Source organism: Oceanobacillus timonensis (assembly GCF_900166635.1).
Lineage (GTDB): Bacteria > Bacillota > Bacilli > Bacillales > Amphibacillaceae > Oceanobacillus > Oceanobacillus timonensis.
The window spans coordinates 530,933-556,862 of sequence record NZ_LT800497.1 but is presented as its reverse complement, the minus strand read 5'-3'; the positions used below and the strand labels follow the sequence as shown (position 1 = coordinate 556,862).

General features: G+C 42.1%; 24 protein-coding genes. All 24 read right to left on the bottom strand.

Annotated elements, in window-relative coordinates; translation table 11 throughout:
• Positions 1-90: 90 nt before the first annotated feature.
• On the bottom strand, positions 91-1,365 hold the full coding sequence (gene spoIID / locus B7E05_RS03035) for a stage II sporulation protein D (RefSeq protein WP_245832933.1): 1,275 nt from the start codon (positions 1,363-1,365) through the stop codon (positions 91-93).
• A gap of 190 nt (positions 1,366-1,555) precedes the next feature.
• Positions 1,556-2,554: an ABC transporter ATP-binding protein gene (locus tag B7E05_RS03030; RefSeq protein ID WP_425435104.1), complete on the bottom strand. Its 999-nt coding sequence runs from the start codon at positions 2,552-2,554 to the stop codon at positions 1,556-1,558.
• Positions 2,555-2,591: 37 nt separating this feature from the next.
• A complete protein-coding gene (locus B7E05_RS03025) occupies positions 2,592-3,527 on the bottom strand; it encodes a C40 family peptidase (protein ID WP_080872399.1) in 936 nt (311 codons plus the stop codon).
• 1 nt (position 3,528) lies between these two features.
• Positions 3,529-4,650 carry a dipeptide epimerase gene (locus B7E05_RS03020; protein WP_080876196.1) on the bottom strand — a complete coding sequence of 374 codons (1,122 nt, stop codon included), beginning with the start codon at positions 4,648-4,650 and terminating at the stop codon, positions 3,529-3,531.
• Between the two features lie 28 nt (positions 4,651-4,678).
• Positions 4,679-5,593: a S66 peptidase family protein gene (locus tag B7E05_RS03015; RefSeq protein ID WP_080872397.1), complete on the bottom strand. Its 915-nt coding sequence runs from the start codon at positions 5,591-5,593 to the stop codon at positions 4,679-4,681.
• A gap of 64 nt (positions 5,594-5,657) precedes the next feature.
• Positions 5,658-7,349, bottom strand: coding sequence for a peptide ABC transporter substrate-binding protein (locus tag B7E05_RS03010; RefSeq protein WP_080872394.1), 1,692 nt, complete (start codon positions 7,347-7,349; stop codon positions 5,658-5,660).
• A 15-nt stretch (positions 7,350-7,364) separates the two neighbouring features.
• Positions 7,365-8,369 (bottom strand): ABC transporter ATP-binding protein, encoded by a 1,005-nt coding sequence (locus tag B7E05_RS03005; protein WP_080872392.1) that lies wholly within the window; start codon positions 8,367-8,369, stop codon positions 7,365-7,367.
• A 9-nt stretch (positions 8,370-8,378) separates the two neighbouring features.
• On the bottom strand, positions 8,379-9,335 hold the full coding sequence (locus B7E05_RS03000) for an ABC transporter permease (RefSeq protein WP_080872390.1): 957 nt from the start codon (positions 9,333-9,335) through the stop codon (positions 8,379-8,381).
• Positions 9,336-9,337: 2 nt separating this feature from the next.
• Positions 9,338-10,270 (bottom strand): ABC transporter permease, encoded by a 933-nt coding sequence (locus B7E05_RS02995; protein WP_080872388.1) that lies wholly within the window; start codon positions 10,268-10,270, stop codon positions 9,338-9,340.
• Positions 10,271-10,655: 385 nt separating this feature from the next.
• The gene (locus B7E05_RS02990; protein ID WP_080872386.1) at positions 10,656-11,480 is read right to left on the bottom strand and encodes a M55 family metallopeptidase; all 825 of its coding nucleotides are present in this window, start codon (positions 11,478-11,480) and stop codon (positions 10,656-10,658) included.
• Positions 11,481-11,809: 329 nt separating this feature from the next.
• Positions 11,810-13,141, bottom strand: coding sequence for a UDP-N-acetylglucosamine 1-carboxyvinyltransferase (gene murA, locus B7E05_RS02985; RefSeq protein WP_080872384.1), 1,332 nt, complete (start codon positions 13,139-13,141; stop codon positions 11,810-11,812).
• 36 nt (positions 13,142-13,177) lie between these two features.
• The gene (locus B7E05_RS02980; RefSeq protein ID WP_080872382.1) at positions 13,178-13,978 is read right to left on the bottom strand and encodes a YwmB family TATA-box binding protein; all 801 of its coding nucleotides are present in this window, start codon (positions 13,976-13,978) and stop codon (positions 13,178-13,180) included.
• A 48-nt stretch (positions 13,979-14,026) separates the two neighbouring features.
• Positions 14,027-14,278, bottom strand: coding sequence for a DUF1146 family protein (locus B7E05_RS02975; protein ID WP_080872380.1), 252 nt, complete (start codon positions 14,276-14,278; stop codon positions 14,027-14,029).
• 190 nt (positions 14,279-14,468) lie between these two features.
• Positions 14,469-14,867, bottom strand: coding sequence for a F0F1 ATP synthase subunit epsilon (locus B7E05_RS02970; RefSeq protein WP_080872379.1), 399 nt, complete (start codon positions 14,865-14,867; stop codon positions 14,469-14,471).
• A gap of 103 nt (positions 14,868-14,970) precedes the next feature.
• Entirely contained in the window at positions 14,971-16,368 is a 1,398-nt protein-coding gene (gene atpD, locus B7E05_RS02965) for a F0F1 ATP synthase subunit beta (RefSeq protein WP_080872377.1), read from the bottom strand.
• A gap of 29 nt (positions 16,369-16,397) precedes the next feature.
• Positions 16,398-17,258, bottom strand: coding sequence for an ATP synthase F1 subunit gamma (gene atpG / locus B7E05_RS02960; RefSeq protein ID WP_080876195.1), 861 nt, complete (start codon positions 17,256-17,258; stop codon positions 16,398-16,400).
• An 82-nt stretch (positions 17,259-17,340) separates the two neighbouring features.
• Positions 17,341-18,852, bottom strand: a complete 1,512-nt coding sequence (gene atpA, locus B7E05_RS02955; protein ID WP_080872376.1) for a F0F1 ATP synthase subunit alpha — start codon at positions 18,850-18,852, stop codon at positions 17,341-17,343.
• Positions 18,853-18,874: 22 nt separating this feature from the next.
• Positions 18,875-19,417, bottom strand: coding sequence for a F0F1 ATP synthase subunit delta (locus B7E05_RS02950; protein ID WP_080872375.1), 543 nt, complete (start codon positions 19,415-19,417; stop codon positions 18,875-18,877).
• Entirely contained in the window at positions 19,414-19,941 is a 528-nt protein-coding gene (locus B7E05_RS02945; protein WP_080872373.1) for a F0F1 ATP synthase subunit B, read from the bottom strand. The genes B7E05_RS02950 and B7E05_RS02945 overlap by 4 nt, the downstream gene beginning before the upstream one ends.
• Positions 19,942-20,137: 196 nt before the next feature.
• Positions 20,138-20,344, bottom strand: a complete 207-nt coding sequence (gene atpE, locus B7E05_RS02940; RefSeq protein WP_080872372.1) for a F0F1 ATP synthase subunit C — start codon at positions 20,342-20,344, stop codon at positions 20,138-20,140.
• 49 nt (positions 20,345-20,393) lie between these two features.
• The gene (gene atpB, locus B7E05_RS02935; RefSeq protein WP_080872370.1) at positions 20,394-21,116 is read right to left on the bottom strand and encodes a F0F1 ATP synthase subunit A; all 723 of its coding nucleotides are present in this window, start codon (positions 21,114-21,116) and stop codon (positions 20,394-20,396) included.
• Positions 21,117-21,170: 54 nt separating this feature from the next.
• Positions 21,171-21,560 carry an ATP synthase subunit I gene (locus tag B7E05_RS02930; RefSeq protein ID WP_080872368.1) on the bottom strand — a complete coding sequence of 130 codons (390 nt, stop codon included), beginning with the start codon at positions 21,558-21,560 and terminating at the stop codon, positions 21,171-21,173.
• 475 nt (positions 21,561-22,035) lie between these two features.
• Entirely contained in the window at positions 22,036-24,234 is a 2,199-nt protein-coding gene (locus tag B7E05_RS02925) for a S8 family serine peptidase (protein ID WP_080872367.1), read from the bottom strand.
• Positions 24,235-25,160: 926 nt separating this feature from the next.
• Positions 25,161-25,790, bottom strand: coding sequence for a uracil phosphoribosyltransferase (upp, locus tag B7E05_RS02920; protein WP_080872365.1), 630 nt, complete (start codon positions 25,788-25,790; stop codon positions 25,161-25,163).
• Positions 25,791-25,930 lie beyond the last annotated feature (140 nt).

Genomic DNA, 25,930 nt, shown 5'->3' with positions numbered 1-25,930 from the left:
ACTACTACGTCTTTCTCTCATTTGAAAAGACGTGCAAAATATTTACCTGACCGTTGCATTTCAATCATTAGCCCACGCAAAAACCCCCGTTTAGTTAGAAACGAGGGCTGGTGCTATTTCACCTATTTGGCTGATTTCTACATCGGTATAGTAATGGTGAATAATTTCATTATAGTCTTTTCCTTCTGCGGCCATGCCGTTTGCACCGAATTGGCTCATGCCGACACCGTGCCCAAAACCTTGTGTTGTAAAAATCAGATGACCATCACTCTGTTCAATGGTAAAGTCACTCGATCTTAAACCCAATTTATCGCGAAATTCCGGACCGGTAAATGCATTTCCGGCTACGGTTATTTCTGCTACTCTGCCGCTGTCTGTATGGCTGACTTCCATTGGTATTTCCTTATCATCCTGAAGTGGAATTTCTAAAGCTTCGGATACTTCTGCTACCGTTAATGTTGTTTGCATGGAAAATTCTGGTGATTCTTCGTCCCATGGGCTTTCTACGCTGCGCAGATATGCCACTTCCCCTTCCCAATAATCTTCCGAGTTTTCCGTATAACCATTACTTGTGGAGAAGAAAGAAGCTGTTATCGGGTCGCTATCATAGGTAATAATCTGCCCCTCGGTTTCTTTCACAGCTTGATTGATTTTGTTCATTTTTTCATGATATTCTGGTCCCCATTGTTCTTGCAATTCTTGTTCACTTTTATATACTTGATGCTGCGTTGTATCCGTTAAATCATAGTTATCATTTTTCTCTCCATTTAATAAAAAGTTAACCGTAAATGTCCTCGCAGCAACTGCCTGGGCTTTTAATGCCTCCATTTCAAATTCGGACGGCATTTCCGAGGATACAACACCGGCTACATATTGCTCTACCGGGATATTTTCCACTTCCTCATTACTGACACGCATAACAGAAATATCAAATGGCGAAGTCCCGACTTCTACCGCTTCCTCACCAGAAGCTGTCTCTGTCTCTGACGACTTATCTTCTTCTCCATCTGATCCCTCTGATCCCTCTGATCCATCTGTTTCATTTTCTTCCTTTGTTTCCTCAGAGCCTTCTGCTTCTTCTACATTGTTCACCACTTCTGTCCCCGCACTGATTGGATTATCTGTTTTAGAAATTTGTACTACCATTGCCGGAACAGCAAGAATAAAAATAATCATCGTCGCAAAAAAACCTATTATCATCTGCTTCCAAGGAGATGGGCGCTGATTTTTATAATATGCTGATTTTCGATTGGAAATAGGTACGATTTTCTGCAAAGATTGGTTAGGTACTCTGTTTTTCTGCTTTAATTGCTTCATTTTTTTATGAATGGCTGCGTTTTTATATTTATATTTTTGATTACGCACGTTCCTCCTCCTTTTCTTAAAACTGTCTATCTATCATGCCTACTATTAAATCTATACATTTTAGCGGCAATTTAGACCTTTTCTTAAGAAAAAAATATGAGGAGAACGTTATGCATCCGAATCTTTTTCAGCTTCAGCCATCAAAAAACCACAGATACGCATGTTGAAAACGCTCTATGGTTTTTCATCTTTATGATTGTATTTCTTCTTCAACCAATTCTTCCGTCCGCTGGGGTCCCGTTGTCGGACTGTCGTTATAATTTTCATCATAGAGGTGGCAGGCAACACGATGTCCGGGTTCCATCTCTTGCCACACCGGTTTCACGTCTTTGCATATGTCCATGGCCATCGGACATCTTGTCCGAAATACACAGCCGGAGGGCGGGTTCATCGGGCTTGGTAATTCGCCTTCTAAAATAATCCGCTCCCTCTTTTCTTCCAAATCCGGATCCGGAATGGGGATGGCTGATAGCAGGGCTTTTGTATATGGATGTAACGGATTTTCATAGAGTGATTCGCCGCTTGTTTCTTCTACCAGATTTCCTAAATACATTACTCCAATCCGGTCTGAAAATTGCTTTACCATCGATAAATCATGAGCAATAAACAGGAATGTCAGCCCTTTTTCTTTTTGCAGCCGCTTCATCAAATTCACTACCTGTGCCTGTACAGATACATCCAATGCAGAGATAGGCTCATCCGCAATGATAAACTCCGGATCCAGCGCCAGCGCTCTGGCAATACCGATTCGTTGACGCTGGCCACCGCTGAATTCATGCGGATAACGGTTTACATGATCCCGGCTCAATCCAACCTCTTCTAATAGTTCATACACACGGTTCATCTGATCTTTTTTCTTCTTAAATATACCGTGTACCTCTAATGGTTCCGAGATGATTTCTTTGATTGTGGAGCGCGGATTCAAAGAAGCATATGGATCTTGAAAAATCATCTGCATTTTCCGGTACAACGCAAATTGTTCTTTTTCGTTTTGTTCATGGACATTTTCATCGTTAAACCAGACATCTCCACTAGTTTTATCATATAACCCGAGAATTGTACGGCCAATAGTGGATTTGCCGCAGCCGGATTCTCCTACCAGTCCATACGTTTCCCCTTTATAAACGTGAAAAGATACATCATGAACTGCTTTTAAATAACCTTTTTTGCCGACATCAAAATATTTCATCAGTTTTTTTACTTCCAGTACTTTATCTTCCAATTTTTCACCTCCAGTACCTTCTGGCTGCGCATAACTCTTTTTCATACTTGGTTCCTTGTAAAGGTGTGATTTCCACTCCTTTTCCGGTTTGCGGAGAATGGAGCATTTTTCCTTCTCCTTGATAGATACCTACATGGTGAATCGTCCCTTTCCCTTCCTGATAAGCAAAGAAAAGTAAATCTCCCGGCTCTATCGTATCTATAGCAATCTCTTTTCCCGCAGCTGCCTGGTCTCCTGCATCCCGGGCGATCCAGTAACCATTTGCTTTATGTGCTGCATAAGCCAGACCGGAACAGTCATAACCAAAGGAACTCATACCGCCCCAGAAGTAATCCAGCCCGATGAACGGAAGCATTGCCGTAACAATATCGGTCCCGCTTCCGGGAGCAAATCCGGCTTCACCGGAAACAACAGCTGTTTTTTCTTTGGCGATTTGTTGCCGGCCGGACGGTGTCTGCACATAAACATGCGTGTCATTTTCGCCTGTATAAGGGAGGATTGTTAAGTAGCTCAGCTGCATGGTTTTGCCTTTTTCCGGTTCTTCCAGCCAAGCATCATCTGTTATCACAACACTATATTGATGCTGAAGCCATTCCTTCTTTGTCACAGGAGCCAGCTGTTTGATAGGGATATATCCTGGATATCCTCTTGTATCTTTTTTCGATGCCTGAAAGGGAGCAATAATCTGTGCCCACTCTTCTGATTCCTCAAGCACAATTACCGGTTCTCCATATAATGTCTGCGACTGCACTAAATTTTCATCACATAGTGCCAGCGCTTGTTCATAGGTCAAGCTGGTTATCCAATGTAAAATATCAGTCGGTTTCGAGATACCCTTCTCGTCTTCCGGCCTGGGAGCTTGTGGATTCGTCCAAATGGTTGCCACCTGCACGTTCGTTACATGAAATTTTTCTGGCAGTTTCTCAAACATTTCCTGCATCTTATCCGCTCCTTTCCTTATCAATGACGTGCAAATAGGATTCGTTGACCGATGTGATTCCGAGGCCGGGTTGATTCGGGAAGGTGATTTGGTTCCCGTTTCCTTCATAATGAATGCCGCCTTCTAATATGTCGTCGGACAGCATTAGCGGCGCATCAAAATCAAAACGTGTCACGGCAGGATGGCTGGCTGCGAAATGGGCTGCCGCTGTAATGCCCAGTTTTGTCTCTATCATGCTTCCTACCATGCAAGAAACCCCAAAGTTTTGTGCAAGATTGGCGATTTTTACCGCTTGATAGATTCCACCGGCCTTCATTAATTTAATATTTATCATATCTGCTGCACCTGTCTCCAACACACGTCGGGCATCTTGCGGCGAAAATACCGCTTCATCGGCCATAATCGGGGTCGCTGTATGGTCCGTAATGTACTTGAGACCTTTGATATCATGTGCCGCAACAGGCTGTTCGACCAATTCAATCTGTAGTCCCATCTCTTCCATTTGTGTAATTGCATGCACAGCTGCTTTCGCTGTCCAGCCCTGGTTGGCATCCAGCCGGATCAGAACATCTTCCCCAGCTGCTTTTCTGACAGCCGCAACCCGTTCTATGTCTTTTTCAGCTGTGTCTTTACCCACTTTTACTTTTAAAATCCGGAATCCGTTTGCTTGATATACCTTAGCATCCTTCTGCATTTGGGCGATATCATTCACACTGACTGTATAATCATTTTCTATACGGGAGCGGTAACCGCCCAAAAATCGATATAAAGGCTGCTTTGCTGCTTGTGCCAGACAATCGTATATCGCCATATCCACGGCAGCTTTAGCACTCGTATTACGCACTATCACTTTCTCTATTTGCTCAAAGATACTGGCATAGGCAAATAAATCTGCACCTATTAAAACAGGGCGGAGGATGGTATCCACTGCATAACGAATACTTGCCAGACTGTCTCCTGTAATCACATGTGTCGGCGGCGCCTCTCCCCAGCCGCTGATACCATTATCACAAGTTATTTTTACCATCACACTTTCAGCGACAGTCACCGTCCGCAACGCTGTTTTAAAAGGGGTGTGTAAAGGGATGGAACTATGATAAAGTGTGACGTCAACTACTTTCATACGAATCTCCCTTTCTGATAGCAGCAAATCATCGGACTCCCGGTGACAGCTGAAGTGTTTTCGTCCTGCTGGATAACGTTGCTTTCACGCCTAAAGGAATCGAAAAATGCGGGAAGCAATGTCCAATTCGAAATCCTGCAATGACCGGCTTTTTATAATTTCTGACATAATGCTTCCAAATATCTTCTAAACGCAAGGAAGGCTGGCGTTCCGGTTCCGCTTCTGCAAAATCACCAATGATGATTCCGGCAGCATCTTTCAGTTTTCCGGCTAAACGCAGCTGATTCATCATCCCGTCGACTCGATACGGCTCCTCGCCAATATCTTCTATGAACAGCAATTTATCCTTGGTACCAATTTCATAAGGTGTTCCAAGTGTCTGTACAAGGAGTGACAGATTTCCGCCCACTATTTTTCCGGACGCTTCTCCTTCTCTATACACCGTAAGCGGAGAAATACTTTCGGAATAAATTAAATTTGTCGGCTCAAATAATTGCTTAAACAATTGAGCAGATACTGGATCAAAATCATTTTTAATAATATCTGATACCGGCATTGGACCATGGAATGTAACCAAACCGGTTTCCTGACGAATAGCTGTATGTAAACATGTAATATCGCTGTATCCCCAAATAATTTTCGGATTCTTTTTGATTAATTCCATATCTATTTTATCCACGAAGCGTCCTGTTCCATAGCCGCCTTTTGCAAAAATAATCGCTTTGACGTTCCTGTCAGCAACCATTTGATGAAAATCTGCCAGACGATTCGTATCTTTTCCTGCTAAATAACCGTATTGCTCATAAATATGTGCGCCCAGTTTTATCTTCAGTCCCATCTTTTCAAAAAAAGCAAATGATTTTTCCAGCTTTTGTTTATCAACCGGGCCTGCTGGAGCAATCATTCCAATTGTGTCTCCAGGCTTCAGACGGTTAGAAAGCATGTATACGACCTCCTTTTAAAAACAGAGATAGGCTCGCTTGGATAGGAGCCTATCTTGTTTTTTCTTACTCTGTCTTATCTGCGTATTTCAAATCAAAGTAACCTACTGGATGACGCAGGACTCCTTCTACGCCATCTGCTTCTAAAACAACTTGATTATAGTAACGGATTGGTGTAGCAATCATTTCATCGGCCAACATTCTTTCTGCCTCATAGAGATATTCATAACGCTGTTCCTCATCGGTTTCGCTTTTCCCGTTTTGAATCAGCTCATCATATTCCTCGCTTTCAAATCCGGTACGGTTCATATAAGAGTCTGATACAAAGCTTTCCAAGAAGTTGACAGGGTCACTATAATCATTGAGAAAAGAGCTTCTGGAGAACAGTAATTCCAGGTTTTGCTGCGCATCCGCAAACACATTCCACTCCTGATTTTCCAGCGTTACATCGACACCTAAATGCTCGCTGAACATATCCTGCATGGTTTCTGCGACTGCCTGATTGGTATCATCGGTGCTATATGTTAAAACAACTGGAGGCAGTTCATCGTAGCCTTCTTCCTGCATCCCTTCTTCCAGCAATTTCTGTGCCTGTTCCGGATCAAAGGCAGCCAAGTCCCCATTCTCATCGCGGAAATCACTTCCATCCGGTGTTGTAAAACCTGGTGATACAAAACCATATGCCGGCTCCACCCCCTGTTTTACAACGTATTCTGCAATATCATCCCGATTAATCGCGTAGGAAAACGCCTGTCTGATTTTCTTGTTCTGGAATGGTTCTTCTGTTACATTAAAACGATAGAATTCCAGTCCGCCATTTTCGCCAATATATACATTATCTCCCTCAATCAATTCATCTGACATCTCTGGAGGGATACCTACAGCATCTCCAGCTAAATCTAACTCCCCGGTTTCAAACATTTGATATTGTGTATTCGTGTTGTTCACCATCGAGACATGAACATGATCTAAATTCACCGCATCTGCATCCCAATATTCCGGGTTTTTGTCGAAAATCATTTCCGTGTCATGCTCCCAGGAATCCAGCATAAATGGACCATTCGCTACAAACGTGTCTGCGTCTGCATACCAATCAGATGTTTCCTCAGCAACCTGATGATTGATTGGGAAAAATGCCGGGTTCGTAAGCAAATCCAAGAAGAATCCCGTCGGCTGTTTTAAAACGACCTCCAAGGTTTTATCATCCACGGCCGTGACGTTCACATCATCTGCGGATCCGTCCCCATTATTATATTCTTCTCCGCCTTCAATATAATAAGCTAAAAATGCTGCGGATGATGCTGTTTCAGGGTCCAGCATATGCTTCCAGGCGTAGACAAAGTCTTCCGCAACGACTGGATCTCCATTGGACCAGTTGGCATCTTCACGTAAATGAAACGTATAAGTCAATTGATCATCAGAAATATCCCAGCTTTCTGCTACGCCTTCCGCTGCTTCTGAATTCTCATCTAAACGCGTTAATCCTTCCATCAGGTTATTCAAAGGATCCCAGGATACCTGATCGAACCCTACGGATGGATCAAATGAAGTTGGTTCCTGCCCATTATTAATATATAAGGTCTTCCCATCCAGGTCTGGTGTTTCTTCTGCAGCTCCATCCTCCCCGCCGTCATCTTCTGCTGCGCCGGTATCTTCTTCCGGCGCTTCCCCGGCATCTTCATTCGCCGTACACGCTGCGAGAATCAATGCCGTTAGCAGTGCCAGCAGCAACATCCATAAAAGCTTTTTGTTACGCATTGTATTGCCCCCTTTTTAAGTTTGTAAACTTTCAGCAGCTAAAAGCCGCTTGGCCCGCTCATCTTGCAACCAGCAATCCACGTGATGTGTGGCACTGATTTTTTCCGGAGCGGGGTAAACTTTATCACACACCTCCATCGCAAAAGGACATCGCGCTGTAAACGGGCATCCCTTTGGAGGTGAGAATAAATCAGGTGGTGTACCGGCAATCGGTTTTAATGTTTCTTTGGCATCCAGTCTGGGAACAGAATGGAGCAGTCCTTGTGTATATGGATGCTTTGGTTGATAGAATATTTCCCGTTTGCTCCCGGATTCAATAATTTTCCCGGCATACATCACTACAATGCGGTCGGCAATCTTGGCGACAACACCTAGATCATGGGTAATCAAAATAATCGAAACTCCAGTCCGCTCCTGGATGGTTGCAAATAACTCCAAAACTTGAGCTTGAATAGTCACATCCAGTGCCGTCGTTGGCTCGTCTGCGATTAGTAAATCCGGATCACAAATCAAAGCAATCGCAATCACGATCCGCTGCCGCATCCCTCCGCTAAATTGATGCGGATATTGTTTTAAGCGTTCCTCCGGATTTGGAATACCTACCAGTTCCATCATTTCCACTGCTTTCGATTTTGCCTGTGCACCTGTTATTTTCTTATGTTCTTTCAACCCTTCCATCAACTGAGTCCCAATCGTTAAGGTTGGATTCAGCGCTGTCATCGGGTCTTGAAAAATCATGGAAATATCCACGCCGCGAATGGAACGCATTGTCTTCTCAGAACACGCGGTTACATCCTGTCCTTTAAAAATAATCGAGCCCGCCGCAATTTTTCCCGGCGGATTTGGAATCAGTCCCATAATCGCATTGGAAGTAACACTTTTCCCGCATCCAGATTCACCGACAATGGCCAATGTTTCTCCTTTATCCAAGTGAAAGTTGACACCCCGAACAGCTTGGACGGTTCCCCCATACGTTGTAAATGTCACATGTAAGTCGTTTACTTCGAGTATTCTTTCCAAGTTGCCCACCTACTTTCTTAATTTCGGATCCAGTGCATCCTGCAGTCCATCTCCCAGAACATTAAAAGCAAACATGGTAAAAGAGATAAAGAAAGCAGGAAAGAATAGAGTCCACCAGTTTCCGGATAATATAGCGCCTAATGAATCGTTTGCCATCACACCCCAGCTCGCAAACGGTGCCTGGATGCCAAGACCGATAAAACTCAGAAATGCTTCCGCGAAAATGGCGGTTGGCACGGTTAATGTCATTTGTACAATAATCGGCCCCATTGTATTCGGCAGCAGATTTTTCCGGATAATCCGGGATGTTTTCGTCCCAAAGGACTTGGAAGCAAGCACAAATTCATAGTTTTTTATTTGCAGTACCTGCCCCCGTACAATTCGGGCCATCCCAACCCAGCCGGTAATCGTTAGCGCCAGGATAATCGTACCGAGACTCGGTCCGAGCACAACTAAAAGTAAAATAACAACTAACAAGTAAGGCAATCCGTATAACACTTCAATCATTCGCATCATGACATTGTCTGTCCGGCCGCCCTTATAACCGGAGATTCCTCCCCAAATAATGCCAATCGTTACATCAATTAAAGCAGCTACTAAACCGACAAACAGGGAAATACGGGCACCATACCATGTACGCGTAAACACATCTCTTCCGGCGTTATCTGTTCCAAACCAATGATCCATCGAAGGCGGCTGAAATTGATCCGGCAGACTCTGTCTATTCACTTCATACGGGGAAATCATCGGGCCAATAATTGCCATCACTGTAAGTAATACTAAAAAAATCAGTCCAAGCATAGCCATCTTATTCTTCATCAACCGCCGCCATGCATCCTGCCAATAGGATAAAGATGGACGGGATACTTCTTCCATTTTCTCTGTATCCCGTTCTTTCCAAGAAAACCATTCATCCGGTATATTGGAGGGGGATGTGGGATGCTCCATTTCTTTCTCTGATTTCATCTTTATTTGCCCCCTTTCTGCTGCATTTTAATCCGTGGATCAAGGATGCCGTAAATGATATCCACTAGAAAAAGCATGATAATTAAGAAGGCGCTGTAAAAAACCGTCGTGCCCATAATAACCGGGTAATCACGCTGGTTAATACTTTCGACAAAGTATCTTCCCATTCCCGGGATGGCAAAAATTTGCTCAATAACAAAAGTCCCAGTCAAAATCCCGGCAAAGAGGGTCCCCATAATCGTAACAACAGGCATAAGTGCATTTCGGAGTGCGTGCTTGAAAACAACTTTCCATGGAGACAGTCCCTTTGCTTTTGCCATTTTAATGTAGTCCTGCGTCAAGACCTCCAGCATTGTCGAACGTGTCAGCCGGGCAATAATTGCCATTGGCCCTGTTGCCAGCGCCAGTACCGGAAGTACCATGTGAGACGGGCTTCTCCATGTTGCCGTCGGAAATATGTCCAAATTTACTGCCAACTGCTGAATAAGAATGGTTGCTAAAATAAAGTTTGGTATGGAGATACCCAATACAGCGATGCCCATCGTCAAATAGTCCAAAAAGCCGTTATGCCGGAGTGCAGCAATAATTCCAACCAGTACACCGGAAACGATTGCTAGGGCTATGGTAATAATCCCCAACTCAAAAGAAATTGGAAATCCGCGTGATAACAGATCATTTACTGTCTGATTCGGTTGTTTAATAGATGGTCCAAATTCAAATGTGACGATGGATTTAATGTAGAGTAAATATTGTATGTAATAAGGCTGGTCTAAATTATAGTGCGCTTCCAGGTTGGCCTGTACGGTTTCATTGGAAGATTGGTCGGTGTTGAAAGGAGAACCAGGTATATTTACCATTAATACAAAAGTAAGTGTAATAATGACCCAGAGTGTGATAATCATAATGAGTAATCGTTTTAAAATATACTTCAGCATATGTTTCACCTCTTTATCTTTTCATTTTTCGTATCTTCACCAAAAACGATGAGGGGGGAAATTAGCTATATTTTGATGGTAGCAACCGCTACGGAAAAACACTACGCTTTCCCATAGAGGTCTCCGTGTTTGCCTTCGCTCGCTCATTTCATTTGCTTATTTATGAAATAATATCAACTATAGATTTTGGTGTTGAACGCATTTTTCATGTCATAAGTGTCACTTTAAAAGCATATCAGTAAGCTTAATAGAGAATGGCTCAGGTAAATAAGATACTGCTGGAGGTGTTTTATTTATTTTTTGTGCTGCCTGGTTACAAATAAAAGGCTTATTATTATAGATAATTACATTTGTTTTTTTGGATGCATTATGGATGATTGCATTGTTAAGTGAATGTTGTTTGTACTGCTAATTCTGTCATTACCAGCATCGCTTGGTAGGCTTCTTTCATATCTTTGGCTTGAAAACGAACTTTGGTTGTGCCGGGAATCCATATCGTTCCAGGCATTAAATTGGCCCATTCTGCCTGTCCGCTGTTATTGAATTCAATGGTCAGCTCCGGATTTTCAGGAGGTATTAATGGTTTTATAAGATGACGGTTATCCAGAGCCAATTTTACTTTTTCCGCAAGCAGTTGACCCGCCTTTTTAGGTGTTAGGCTCTTGACTGATGACCTGGAAATCGTCTCTTTCACAATGGCAGTAGTTACATGAGGTATTAATTTTTCTGCTTCTGCCGCAGCTTGGTCATCTCCTGCTGCCAACAAAACAGGTACGTCGTAATACCCGGCAAGATATGCATTCATTCCCATCTCCCCGATACAATGATCATCTATATAGAAGTTGCGGACAGCATGTACCATGGAATGTGACATCACCCCGCGCTGTCCGGCTCTGGCATGATAACCTACAAAGAAAGCACCGCTATATGTATTATTTAGTCCTTGCATCATGGAAAAGGGCTTGACTTCTCCCGTTATCAGCAATGCATCCGGATGAATGTCATCAATAAGTAAATTATTCATCTTGGAATGACTATCATTCACCAGAACTTCTTCCGCTCCGTAATCAAACGCAGCTTGGATAACGTAATTCGCTTCATCTGTCATTATTTTTCGGGCTCTTTCATAATTTTGCATGCTCCGATCCACAAAAGTGGTATCCGGCAATCCAGTAATGCCTTCCATATCAACGGACATATATAGTTTCATTTTCATCACCCAATTGTAATATTAGTAATTTTCTTAAATATATCACGTTTTATAGAAAGTGAAAAGAGAAATTTTGGAAAGGCATACATACACACTACTGTTCTTTTTAAAACTTTTTATTTCGAAAAACGAATGGAATGCTATGTAAACATGACAGCTTATCCAGCTTCTTTTGTTTATCCGCTTATCTAAAAACCATCCTTTATACCTATGCGCGTTAACAGATTCTTTTTCATTGCTTCCGACGAAGCAGAAAAAGCTTTTGCTTGGATAAACAAAAAAAGATGCACCTGCAATCAGGTACATCTTTTTAATAGAGTAGTATAAAATTATTCAGTGATATATTCATTTAATTCGACATTTTCTTCCACACCTAGTGGCTGAAGAACGACACCATTTTCATCAACGCGTTTTATGTCGGCGCCAAGATTAGCTAGTTTAATGACAATATCTACATATCCGCGATCTAAATGTTTTAACTCTGTTACGCGGGTATGGCCTTCACTGACCAGACCAGCTAAAATTAATGCTGCTGCAGCACGTAAATCCGTTGCCGCTACTTCCGCACCTTGCAGTTTAGAAAGACCTTCAATAATAACGCTACGGCCTTCAATTTTAATATTCGCATTCATGCGGCGGAATTCTTCAACATGCATAAAGCGATTCTCAAATACTGTTTCAGTTATAACACTTGTTCCTTTAGCACATAACATCAATGCCATCATTTGTGACTGCATATCTGTTGGGAAACCGGGGTGCGGTAATGTCTTGATATCTGTAGATTCAATGGCATCAGAACCAATAACCCGAAGGCCGCCATCTTCATCAAGCACTTGTACGTTCATTTCCTCTAATTTTGAAACTACCGAACTTAGATGTTCACGTACAGCATTTTCGATTAATATGTTTCCATTTGTAATTGCCGCTGCAACCATAAAGGTTCCTGCTTCAATACGATCCGGAATCATATTATGTTCTGCTCCATGAAGTTTTTCCACACCGTTAATCCGGATTGTTTCTGTACCGGCCCCAACGATTTTTGCGCCCATTTTATTTAAATAGTTAGCTAAATCAACAATTTCAGGCTCTTTAGCAGCATTTTCAATAATGGTTTTGCCTTCTGCTAAAGCAGCAGCCATCATGATGTTTTCTGTAGCTCCTACACTTGGCATATCTAAATAAATTTTCGCACCTTGCAAACGGCCATGTGATGTTGCTTCTACAAATCCATTACCTACGTGAATTTCAGCTCCCATTGCTTCGAAACCTTTTAAGTGCAAGTCAATCGGACGTGAACCAATGGCACATCCTCCAGGCATAGCAACCTTTGCGTGTCCATAGCGGGCTAATAACGGTCCCAGAACAAGCACGGATGCACGCATTTTTCTTACATATTCGAATGGAGCTTCTGTTTCCAACCTGGCAGAAGCATCAATCATTACAGCTTTTTCTTTCGAATCAAATTCCACATCGGCATTTAAGTTGCGGAGTACTTCATTAATTGTATATACATCTGCTAATACTGGTACTTCTTTGATAACACTCTTTCCTTCACTAGCAATTAAGCTAGCGGCAAGTACAGGCAGGACAGCGTTTTTAGCACCTTCAACACGCACAGTGCCTTCCAACTTCTGTCCGCCACCAACGATGATTTTTTCCATGTCATAAATCCCCTTCAGAATCTAATTTCCCTAATATTAATATTCATGTATCAAGATAGGTGTTCCTATCATAAAACTCTTTTCCCCATGACGATCAGCAACAGTAGTGACTTGCACATTTTTTGGGTCATTTTCCATGAAATAAAATTGTTCCCATGTTTTTGTATACCCGTATGTACTTTTTTCAATCCTGGAATTTTTTAAATTGTCATTATTAGTCGATATATGCTTTATATTGAAATACGTTTTTGCTATATTTAAAAATTCATCATGATTAATTATATCACTACCTTGTACAGATAGACAAGTATATACTTGTGAACCTTTTGTTAAATATTTCTCTTGTATAGCTTGTTTTTCTTTTTCATACTTTTGGCTTATCTGTTTATCCCAGTCTTCTCCATGCAGAACAATAATCACTTCTGCCGGATTGCTTTTATCTAAAGGAAGAATCACATTATATAATACGTCAAAAGGAGCTTCCTTGTGACTACTCTTAAAAGCATATTTCATGCCGTTTTCATTCTCTTCCTCCTGGACCGGGTACTGCGCTTTCAAATCCTGAATAAGCTGCTCTGCCTGGGCTGTTTCCATTTGTTCTTTCATTGTCACATCCCAGAAATGGATAGGAAGATCATGCTCTTCTGCAAATGTACCTAGATCTTGCATCTCATCTTTCTGATAAGGTTGACTGAAAGCCTGGTTGATAATAAAGCAGAGAATAAGTAATACGAAAAAGATCTGTCTGTTTCTTTGAGCCGGTTCAGAAAGTACATGATGGGGTGTTGATTTTTGTGTCACCGGGAAATGGGAACGGGAAAAGAATCTATAAAACATGAAAAAACCTCCTGTCAAATCTATTAATCTCAGTTTTGACAGAAGGTTTTATATCCATACGTGTATCGATGAAAAAAGGTACATTAAATCTCCAGACCATTGTAGTATATCCAGGAAGAATCTGCTTACACCTGTACCAATCATAATGGTAATGAACAGAAGAAAAACTCTGGCTTCTGCTGATCTTCCTTTTTTAAATATCGTTTCAATGCGGATAGCCGTAACTACTTTCCATGTCAGGTAAATAAACATGAGATGGGAGAAAATACTAATTACCGCTAATTGGGCTGCTGAGAACATGGCAATCTCCTTTCTGAATACAATTTTCAACATATATTGCCGAATGATATGTTACTTTCAAACATTTCCCGGGAAATGATAACATTTTTCTTCCATTTTTTTAGCCGGGTATCTGTATCACTTCAGAAATAACATAACCCCCTATCCATCCGACGTGAATGGGACCAGGGGGTTATTTCAAATGGTTTTCTTATGAATTTGCGATTTCCAGACGATTAACTGCCCGTTTCAATGCATGTTCAGCACGGTACCTGTCAACTGTATCGCTTTTATCCTGAAGTCGTTTCTCTGCACGGTCTTTGGCTTCTCTTGCACGCAGAACGTCGATATGATTAGCAGTTTCAGCGGACTGTGCCAGGATAGTAACTTTATCCGGTTGTACTTCCATAAAACCTCCGCTGATGGCAACTTCCACTGTATCATCTGCTTTTTTCAAGCGGGCAATACTTATTTGTAACGGAGAAACAAGCGGAATATGCTTAGGCAGGATACCAATTTCTCCAGTATCCGCTTTACAGACAACCATATCAAAGCTATCCTCCAGAATCGGACCTTCAGGAGTGACGACACTTACTTCTAATGTACTCAATGTTTACCCCTCCTACAACTGGCTAAAAAGCGGATATGAATGACGCATATAACAGATCCATACATGAAAGATTCTATTGACATGCATCATTCCCAGCTGTCTATTATTCCGAAACTTTTGCTTTCTCTACGACTTCTTCGATACGTCCGACAAGACGGAAGGCATCCTCTGGAAGGTCATCATATTTCCCTTCAAGGATTTCTTTAAAACCTTGAATCGTTTCTTTTACCGGAACATACGAACCAGGCTGCCCAGTGAACTGCTCAGCAACGTGGAAGTTTTGTGATAAGAAGAATTGGATACGGCGTGCACGAGAAACAACCAGTTTGTCCTCATCACTCAGTTCATCCATACCAAGGATTGCAATAATATCCTGCAATTCACGATATTTTTGAAGCGTCTGCTGCACTTCTGTCGCAACTTTGTAATGTTCTTCTCCTACTATTACCGGGTCCAGCGCACGAGAAGTAGATGCCAACGGATCCACAGCAGGGTAGATACCTTGCTCAGAAAGTTTACGATCTAAGTTCGTTGTTGCATCCAAGTGAGCGAATGCCGTTGCCGGCGCCGGATCGGTATAGTCATCCGCAGGAACATAGATAGCCTGAATAGACGTTACAGAACCTTTATCGGTTGTTGTAATACGTTCCTGTAGTTGGCCCATTTCCGTTGCTAGTGTCGGTTGATAACCAACGGCTGATGGCATACGTCCTAGAAGTGCGGATACCTCCATACCAGCTTGTGTAAAACGGAAAATATTATCAATAAATAACAATACGTCCTGTCCTTGTTCATCACGGAAATATTCTGCCATTGTTAATCCGGTTAATGCTACACGCATACGTGCACCCGGCGGCTCGTTCATTTGTCCGAATACCATCGCTGTTTTGGAAATAACGCCAGAATCACTCATTTCATAATAAAGGTCATTTCCTTCACGAGTTCGCTCTCCAACACCCGCGAATACAGAAATACCACCGTGTTCCTGCGCGATATTATTGATTAATTCCTGAATTAATACGGTCTTACCTACACCGGCACCACCAAAGAGACCGATTTTTCCGCCTTTGGTATAGGGTGCAAGCAAGTCAACCACTTTAATCCCGGTTTCCAAAATCTCTGTTTCCGTAGAAAGACTTTCAAAGTCCGGCGCCTGACGATGAATCGGATCTAAACGGATACCTTCTGGCAACGGCTCATCTAAATCAATTTTTTCACCTAAAACGTTAAATACGCGTCCTAATGTAATATCTCCAACAGGGACAGAAATTGGTTGACCTGAATCTTCTACCTCTGTTCCACGCTGGAAACCATCTGTTGAGGACATCGCAATGGCACGGACACTATGATCACCAAGATGAAGCGCTACTTCTAATGTTAAATCTTCACCTGATTGTTTATTGTGTACGACTAGTGCATTATTTACAGCAGGAAGCTCGCCATCTTCAAAACGTACGTCAACGACTGGCCCCATCAGCTGTGTTACGCGTCCTTTCGTCATCTGTTCCCCTCCTAACTTAACTTATCTACCTATTCAAGTGCTGCAACGCCGCCGACAATCTCAGTAATTTCCTGCGTAATAGCTGCCTGGCGTGCACGGTTATATGATAGTTCTAGATCATCGATTAATTCATTTGCATTATCTGTTGCACTGCGCATCGCTGTCATACTTGCAGCATGCTCACTTGCTTTTCCGTCAAGTAGTGCTTCAAAAATCAGACTTTCTGCATATTGAGGTAAAAGCACTTCCAGAATTTCCTCCTGGTTCGGCTCAAACTCATAGTCAGAAGTTGCACCAGTTTGCCCTTCTATATTCTCGATGGGTAAAAGCTGCTTATCTGTAACTACTTGAGAAATCGCGCTGACATAATGATTATAAATCACATGAAGCTCATCAATTTCCTCATTTGCATACATTTGTACCGCTTCGGAAGCAAGGTTTTTCACATCTGCAAATGCAGGATGATCGGATATACCTATAATACTCTGTGCAACTGGAAGTCCACGTTTGCGACAGAAATCATACCCTTTTCTTCCAATAACAATGATGGTGTATTCATCTTTGGAAGAATGATTTGCATCAATCTTACTCATTAGACTTCGTAAGATATGACTATTATAAGCCCCTACCAAACCACGGTCGGAAGTAACAATCAGATAGCCTGTTTTCTTTACTTCCCGTTTATTTAGCATCGGATGATTGGAATCTGATGTGGAACTTGCGATACTGCTGACAACTTCCTGCAGTTTTTCTGCATAAGGAACGAACCCTTTCGCATTTTGTTCTGCTTTAGACATTTTAGATGCAGATACAAGTTCCATTGCTCCGGTGATTTGTTTTGTTTTCTTTGTAGAATCAATTCTTCCTTTTAATTCTCTAAGTGATGCCAAGCTTTTCACCACACTTTCCTATAAGGAATGCGGGCCGAACTTCGCATTTATCGGCCCATTTTATTTTGAGTTACAAGACATCTTATTTATCAGATGGTAAGAATGTTTTCTTAAAGCTTTCAATTGCTCCGCTGAATTCTTCTTCATCTGGGAGTTTTCCTGTGTCACGGATACTGGTTAACAGATCATTTTGATTATGTTCCAGCCAGATACCCATTTCTTCTTCAAAGCGCAGGACATCTTCCACAGGAATGTCATCTAAGAATCCTCTTGTTAAGGCGTAAATAGAAGCTACCTGTTTTTCAACCGGCATTGGTTTATGAAGTCCCTGCTTTAGTATTTCTACTGTGCGTTGCCCACGGTTCAGTTTTGCTTGCGTTGCTTTATCCAAATCAGAGCCGAATTGGGAGAATGCTTCCAGCTCACGGAACGATGCCAAGTCAAGACGCAGTGTACCCGCAACTTTTTTCATGGCCTTAATCTGCGCAGAACCGCCGACACGCGATACGGACAGACCCGGGTTAATCGCCGGACGTACTCCGGAGAAAAACAAGTCGGATTGTAAGAAAATCTGACCGTCTGTAATGGAAATAACGTTAGTCGGGATATACGCTGAGATATCGCCTGCCTGTGTTTCAACGAAAGGCAAGGCTGTCAAGGAACCGCCGCCTTTTGCATCACTTAGTTTTGCTGCACGCTCTAATAAACGGGAATGTAAGTAGAATACATCTCCCGGGAATGCTTCACGGCCTGGCGGGCGGCGAAGTAATAAGGAAAGTTCACGATAAGCAACCGCTTGTTTGGATAAATCATCATACACAACAAGGACGTGTTTGCCGTTATACATAAACTCTTCACCCATAGCCACTCCGGCATACGGCGATAAGTATAGTAATGGAGCCGGGTCGGATGCGCCTGCAGTGACCACAATCGTATAATCCAATGCTCCGTTCTTACGGAATGTTTCTACAGTAGAACGAACAGTAGATTCTTTTTGGCCAATTGCGACGTAAATACAAATCATATCTTGATCGCCCTGATTCAAAATCGTATCCACTGCAACCGTTGTTTTCCCTGTTTGACGGTCACCAATGATTAACTCACGTTGTCCACGGCCAATCGGTACAAGCGCGTCAATCGCTTTTAGTCCAGTTTGCAATGGCTCATCAACGGATTTCCGATCCATTACGCCTGGTGCCGGCGCTTCAATCGGACGCGTATTGGATGTTTCAATCGCACCTTGTCCATCAATTGGCTGACCCAGTGGATTCACCACGCGTCCTAATAGTTCCTCTCCAACCGGTACTTGCATGATGCGGCCGGTCCGGCGTACTTCATCCCCTTCTTTAATCCCTTCAAAAGGGCCGAGAATAACAATACCTACATTGCTTTCCTCTAAGTTTTGAGCTAAGCCCATCACTCCGTTAGGAAATTCAAGCAGCTCTCCTGCCATTGCGTTATCAAGTCCGTGTGCACGTGCAATCCCGTCTCCGACTTCAATAACTGTTCCAACATCAGTCACTTCTATGTCTGAATCAAAATTTTCAATTTGCTTTTTTATCAGCGTACTAATTTCTTCAGCATTAATGCTCATACCATTTCACCCCTATCATCATTTAATTAGCAGACACAATTCTACGGGAGATTCGATTCAGCTTCCCTTTGACTGTCCCGTCATAAATCGTATTTCCAACGCGAATCTTGATTCCTCCAAGAATCGACGGGTCAACGATATTATGAAATTGAACGGCGCTTTTTCCTAATCGGGCAGCAAAAGAACGCTCTAATTGAGTCTTTTCATCATCCGATAAATTTCTTGTCGAATATACAGTAGCATCTGCCATTCCTTTCGCATCATTTACGAGAGCAAGGAATTCGTCAATAATGGCTGGAATAATCAATATACGGTGACGATCCACCAGTAATTGAAGGGTGTTCAAAATGGTTTCGTCCACTCCTTGAAATGCTTCTACGACAAGTTGTTTCTTTGTTGCCTGATCAATTTTTGGATGTGTCAGGAAGTTAGCTAATTTCTTATCATTTTGAAAAACAGGCTTGACGACTCTTAAGTCTGCCGTAAGCTGTTCGATTTTCTGTTGTTCTATACCAAGTCTGAAAAGAGCATCTGCGTATCGTTTCGCAACTACTTCATAACTCATCGCTCTTCTCCTACCTCTTTAATGTATTCGTTGATCAGTTTCTCCTGATCCTGCTCGCTTAACTCTTTCTCAATAACTTTGCTTGCAATTAATACAGATAGAGATGCCACTTTATCCTGCAGCGCTTCGATAGCTCTTTCTTTCTCGTTTTGAATATCTGCTTGGGCAGCTTCTTTTATACGATCTGCTTCCTTCTTCGCAGATTCAATAATTTGTTCCTCTTGCCTGGTGCCTGCTGCTTTTGCATCTTCAATCATTTTTTGAGCTTCTGCTCTCACTTGATCTAGCTGATCAGCTGCTTCTTTAGAAGCCTTCTCTGCTTCAGCTCTGCTTTTTTCAGCTGCATCAATTTCATTCGCCACATATTGCTCACGGTCTTCCATTTTTTTCATCAATGGTCCCCAGGCAAATTTTTTCAACAATGCAAGAAGAATAAGGAAGAAAAACAGCTGAACCAGCATATCCGGCCATTGCAAGCCGCCGACATCGGCGCCTATTACTAATGAATCAATGTATGAATGCACGAATTCCACTCCTTTCGCTAAGACGTTCACCCGAAATTGAGATATTTCCGCTTTGATATAAAAGCCTGTTTCTCTATTCGTTTATGAAGCACGAATTTGTCATATTTTTTGAAACTGTTGTTCCAGCATAAAGGAATGGCGAAGGTTCTCTCTGAGACAAACTTCGCCATTCTATTTTTGGAAAATCAAACGTCAATTACATGACCATAAATGCGATAACTACTGCGAGGATTGGAACAGCCTCAACAAGTGCTACCCCGACAAACATTGTCCCCATAAGCGGGCCTCTTAATTCTGGTTGACGTGCAATTCCTTCTACTGTTCTACCTACGATTAAACCGTTACCTACACCAGCACCTAATGCTGCTAGGCCTATTGCGATACCTGCTGCTAAAGCTCCCATGAATAATTTCCTCCTTTTTATGTGTAAAAAACAACTTAATATTATTTATTTAATGGTCTGCACTCACTTTATGAGACATATAAACCATTGTTAACATAACAAATACATACGATTGAATAACACCGATAAACACACTGAATCCTTGCCATGCAAGCATCGGCAATGCTGCTCCGACGAAACCGAACGCACTGGAAGTTGCCCAGCCTACCAATAGACCTAATAAAACTTCACCAGCATAAAGGTTACCAAACAGACGAAGACCCAATGTTAAGGTATTTGTAAATTCTTCTACTATTTTAAATGGTAACATAAATGGCACCGGGCTCACGTATGTCTTTAAATATGCTTTTGTTCCTCGAACTTTGATGCCGTAATAGTGTGTCAATAAAATAATCATTGTTGACAATGCTAGAGTAAGACTCGCATCCGCGGTAGGAGACTTCCACCATAAATCGTGTCCAACCACTCCAACAGTAGCTACTCCGACAAGGTTACTTACTAAGATATAAAAAATGAGTGTCAATCCAAGCGGAAGAAAAACTTTTCCTGTTTTCCAATCCATATTGTCTTTTATAATGCCCCGCACAAACTCTACTGCCCATTCCATAAAGTTTTGCATCCCTTTGGGTTTCATTTGCAATTTTCTGCTTCCCCACACACAGAAAACGAAAACAATCAGTGACACGATAAAAGTCATTAACACATTTGAAAGATTTAAATCAGCACCCGGTATCCCAAAGATATCATGTACTATTGGATTTTCATGATCCAAAATTATCACCCCTTTACTAAAACTATTTATAAGTAAAATGGAATACTGGAAGGATTAGTCTTCTTTGCGATTACGTATAACTAGTTGATAGACAATGACATCTATCATCATAATCACGTAGGAAGAAACAATCCCAAAAATTACAGCATACAGATGAAAATACTCATCAAAACGTATCGCAACAACAACCGCTAATACCGCGGCAGCCATTCTGGAAAAGGTACCTAAACCAGTTTTGGCCGTTTCTCCGGCTGCAACCGTCTTGCCGAGTTGGTCTGACTTGTGCTGCAATAACCACAAGTTATAAAAACTGATGCTACTACCCAGGATTAAACCGAGAAAAATTCGGGTATACGGTAGAAATCCAGCGCAAAGTACTAAAATTGCCAACCAGTAAAGCATCCATTTTCGCTGACGGATAATCATATTATCAAAATTAGACATCAATGCTGTTTCACTCCTAATGCCCGTCAACTTAGATATTACCGTTAGAAACATGCATTTGCATCCGTTTTCGTTTTCAATCAAGTTGGGGAACTTCTTACTGGGTAATACTACTTGTAGTCTTAGATGCGGAGGTGTTACATAATATTGCATCTTATGTATAAAAGGCAGAGAAATGCATTTCGCATACTTTCAGAAAGCATCAATTTTTAAATGGGCTAAGTCTGCTCCCCCTTTTCTCCACACTAAATAAGTTTACAATACGCCTGTAAGAGTTGTCAACGAGTATCACATAATGTTCAAAGTATTTTCAGAACTGTAATAATGCACCTTCAGGCAGGGTCATTGCCCATTAAGAAGCATTTGTGAAATATTTCTCAAAGAAATGAATTCACAAATGCTTCCAACTTAAAATGACAGTTTTGTGAACGTGTCTTTTTAACTATACTGGACCAGGGAATTCACAGGTATATTTTCACTCAATCATGATCATTGTCTCTATCTGTTCAAATTCTCCATTTTCAAGTTCCGCTGTGATTAATGCCAGATAATATCCAGGTGCCCCCGCTTCTTCTTTACGAAGCACTCCTTCATGCTTTCCTTCTTTTAATTCTGTTTCTTCCAGCAGTTTCCTTTCAAACAGAAAAGTCTCTGGGTTGTATAAGCTGACATTCATCTTTTTCACCGATTCCGTTACATAAAATTGATATTTATAATCTGCGTTTTCAAAAGGTTCGAGGTAAAATTCAAATCCTGCTGTTTTTGGCTGATCAGCTTCCTGGTTAACAATAATGTAAGGCAACTCGTAGTTGCTCTCCCCTTCTCTAAGCGTCAACCACCCTTCATGAACGCCTTCTTCCAATCGGTCCCGGTTCATCGATAGTTTTACCGTTATTTCTTTTTGTGCTTGCGGTTCAATCGTGAAAGATTGCGGAATATCCCAAACGAAGCCATCCTTCCGCTCCGGCATTTCAAAATAATAGGTCTGTTCCTTGTCCGTTTTATTTTCGACCGTGACTGTTTCGGTAAAAGCTTCCTGATACTGATTCAGCTTACCGAATTCCAGTTGCGGATCATATATAATTGTAGATGGATCGGCAGCTGCTTCCAGATGAATAAGCCCCATCCCCTGTGTTGTAGCATTTAAGCGAGTTTCCGCTTCTTCAAAGGGTTGTGCTGTTGTTTTCAGGGCTCCAACCAGCTGCTCGTCCGTCCAATCCGGATGCGCCTCTTTTAAAACAGCAAATGCTCCAGCTACATGCGGAGAAGCCATACTTGTTCCATTCATTGCTTGATACCCTCCCGGAACCGTACTCCAAATACCCGCTCCAGGAGCTGAGATATCCGGTTTAATATTCCAATGCACGGTAACCGGTCCTCTTGAACTGAAAGGTGCAATCGTGATAGTATTCTCTTTTTGAATCGAATCTATAAAATAATTCCCTTTGTTTATTTGTGCCTGCAGCCACTCTCCTTCTTCTTTCTCGATAGAAGCAACCGGAATATTGACAGGCTGCCGATTATTGTCCACAGAGGCCTGCAGCGGTCCAGATTCAGAATTATAAATGATTAAAGCTTCTGCCCCCATGCTTTCTGCTTGTAACGCCAATTCAAAAAAAGGTATTTCATTTCGTCTGGTAATGGCGATTTTGCCGTGCAAGGATTGCCCCTGCTCCATATTGTCCATATCGATGAGCTGATAATCATTGTCCAGTTCCCATTGTGGAGCCCCAATTGCTTCTAGTAAAGGTATCTCCTTTTCTTCCAAGGTATCTGTCAGTACCGGCTCTTTCTGCGGCGTTGTTGATGCTCCTACGGAAACGGAATGGTCTGCTGTTGCCGGCGATCCGACGGTCCATGCATCCGGTCCACTGTTTCCATTGGCAATTACTACGATAATGCCCATCTCCCTAGCACGGTTCACCGCCATACTTGTTGGATAATCCGGTATATTGACATCATTCCCAAGCGACAGATTAATAATATCCATCTCGTCTTCTATTGCTTTTTCCAATGCTGCTAATACTTGAACGGAAGAACCTGACCCGCCTGGTCCCAAGGCGCGGTAAGCATATAATTCCGCATCTGGAGCGACCCCTTTTATGTCTCCATTCCCAGCAATAATTCCTGAAACGTGCGTCCCGTGCTCTGTAGGCTGCCCTTCCTCCGGGGTTGTTTCCATAGGATCATCGTCAAAATCAACCAAGTCGTAACCACCCTGGTAATTCTTCTGCAAATCAGGATGTTCATAATCAATTCCTGTGTCAATAACACCTACTTTGACACCTTTTCCGGTAAAATCGGTTGTATTTATATCATATGGTTTTGATGCGGAAGGTTCCAATTGTTCCGTCACATCCGCATTGTCTGAATGCTGCGGTTGCGTTTCATATGTTTGCACTTGGTGAAGTGTCTTGACTTGTTCAATCGAACCCAGCTCCGCCAATTGTTCTGCTTTGCCTTCCACAGCAAGTCCTTTAAAAACAATATCGTACACGGCTACTACTTCAACAAATGGATGATACGCTTCTATTTCTTCTTTTACTTTTTCCGGATCACCTTCCACCTCGATAATGAGTGTTTGCTTCTGTTCTTCAGCATACGTATCATGCACGATTGGGATCAGTGATAAAATCATGCAAACCGTCCATAAACACAGCACTTTTTTCCACATAACATCTCCACCTTTACAGCGTAGTTTTCGTGGAAAAAAGTTATTTTATTCACTCGACTTTCGGCCTTTAAAAAGTAACTTCCATTCCATGGGAACAGGGGTTGATCGTTACTTCTGTACATCTGTTGATAAAGAATAGAAGGTAAGGTGTAAGGCACCGCCTCCGCTAGTAGGGGATTCTATGCGGTTGATATAGTTGAACAAATAAAAATTAGACCAGAAAGAACAGATATTTCGTGGTGCATGGTAAAAATGTTCAACAATCATTCCTCTCTGTGCATGAAAGTGATTATTTCATCTAACTTCATCAGGATGCTATTTCTTCCATGCGCTATAGAATCCTATTAGAGCACAGGTCAACCGCGTAGACTCCTAAGTGGTTTGCAGGCTAAAACCGTGACTCCTGGAGTTGAGACTGGGGCTGCGATTACTCGCCCCACCGAAGAGCTTTCGCAATTACCAATGCTGTCAGGTTAATAAATTTTCAAAAAAATGATAGTTGCTACAAGCATAAAGCAATAACGCTAACCAGCGGAGGAAAAACACGGAGACTCCTGCGGGAAAGCGCAGTGGGAAGACCCCGCAGGAAAAAAGCGAACTTCTTTTTTCCGAGGAGGCTGAGCTCAAGCCCGCGGAAAGCGTAGTGTTTTTCCGTAGCGGTCATATTAGCCTGACAACATTGCTGCGGTTACTCGTCCCATCGAAAACATTTGCACGCCGGAAAGCGTAGTGGTTGGTCGGAGTGGAGCTATACACCATACCATGTTCAACAAATAGAAGGATGATTGAACGAAAAGCAAGTATGCTGGTAGAGACCATATTCATCCTGGAATAGCAAGGTTTTTATGCTTATTCTTAGGTGTGAAAGTTGAGTTATGCAAATAAAAAACAGACCGGATGGGATACCCAGTCTGTCTTTCATTCTCTTATTTTGTTCCAAATAAACGGTCTCCCGCATCACCAAGGCCTGGAACAATGTAACCATGGTCATCCAAACTATCGTCCAGAGCTGCTAAGTAAATATCTACATCCGGATGTTCTTCCTGTACTGCTTTCACGCCCTCTGGCGCAGCAACAAGACACATCAAACGGACATTTTTCGCGCCACGCTTTTTCAAAGCACCAATAGCATCAATTGCCGATCCGCCTGTCGCCAGCATGGGATCAATTACAATCAGTTCACGTTCTTCTATATCATTTGGCAATTTCACATAGTATTCTACCGGTTTAAATGTTTCCGGATCACGATACAAACCAACATGTCCAACTTTTGCTGCCGGAATCAGTTTACGTACACCGTCTACCATTCCTAAACCAGCACGAAGAATTGGTACCAGCCCAACTTTTTTACCAGCTAATACTTTTGAGTGGGACGTCTTTACAGGTGTTTCCACTTCCACATCCGATGTCGGTAAATCTCTTGTAATTTCAAACGCCATTAACATTGCTACTTCATCTACAAGCTCACGAAATTCTTTTGTTCCCGTATTTTTATCACGAATATACGTTAATTTATGTTGAATTAACGGATGATCAAATACAAATACATTACTCACGCCAGGATCACTCCTTCAATTTATATATCGTTCAAATTGTACTGAAAATCACGTGTTCTTTCAAGTTAATCTACTTCATGATAGCAATAATAGTTTATTGCAAAAATTCCAATTTCACTTTTCATTATCTCGCTGGTTCG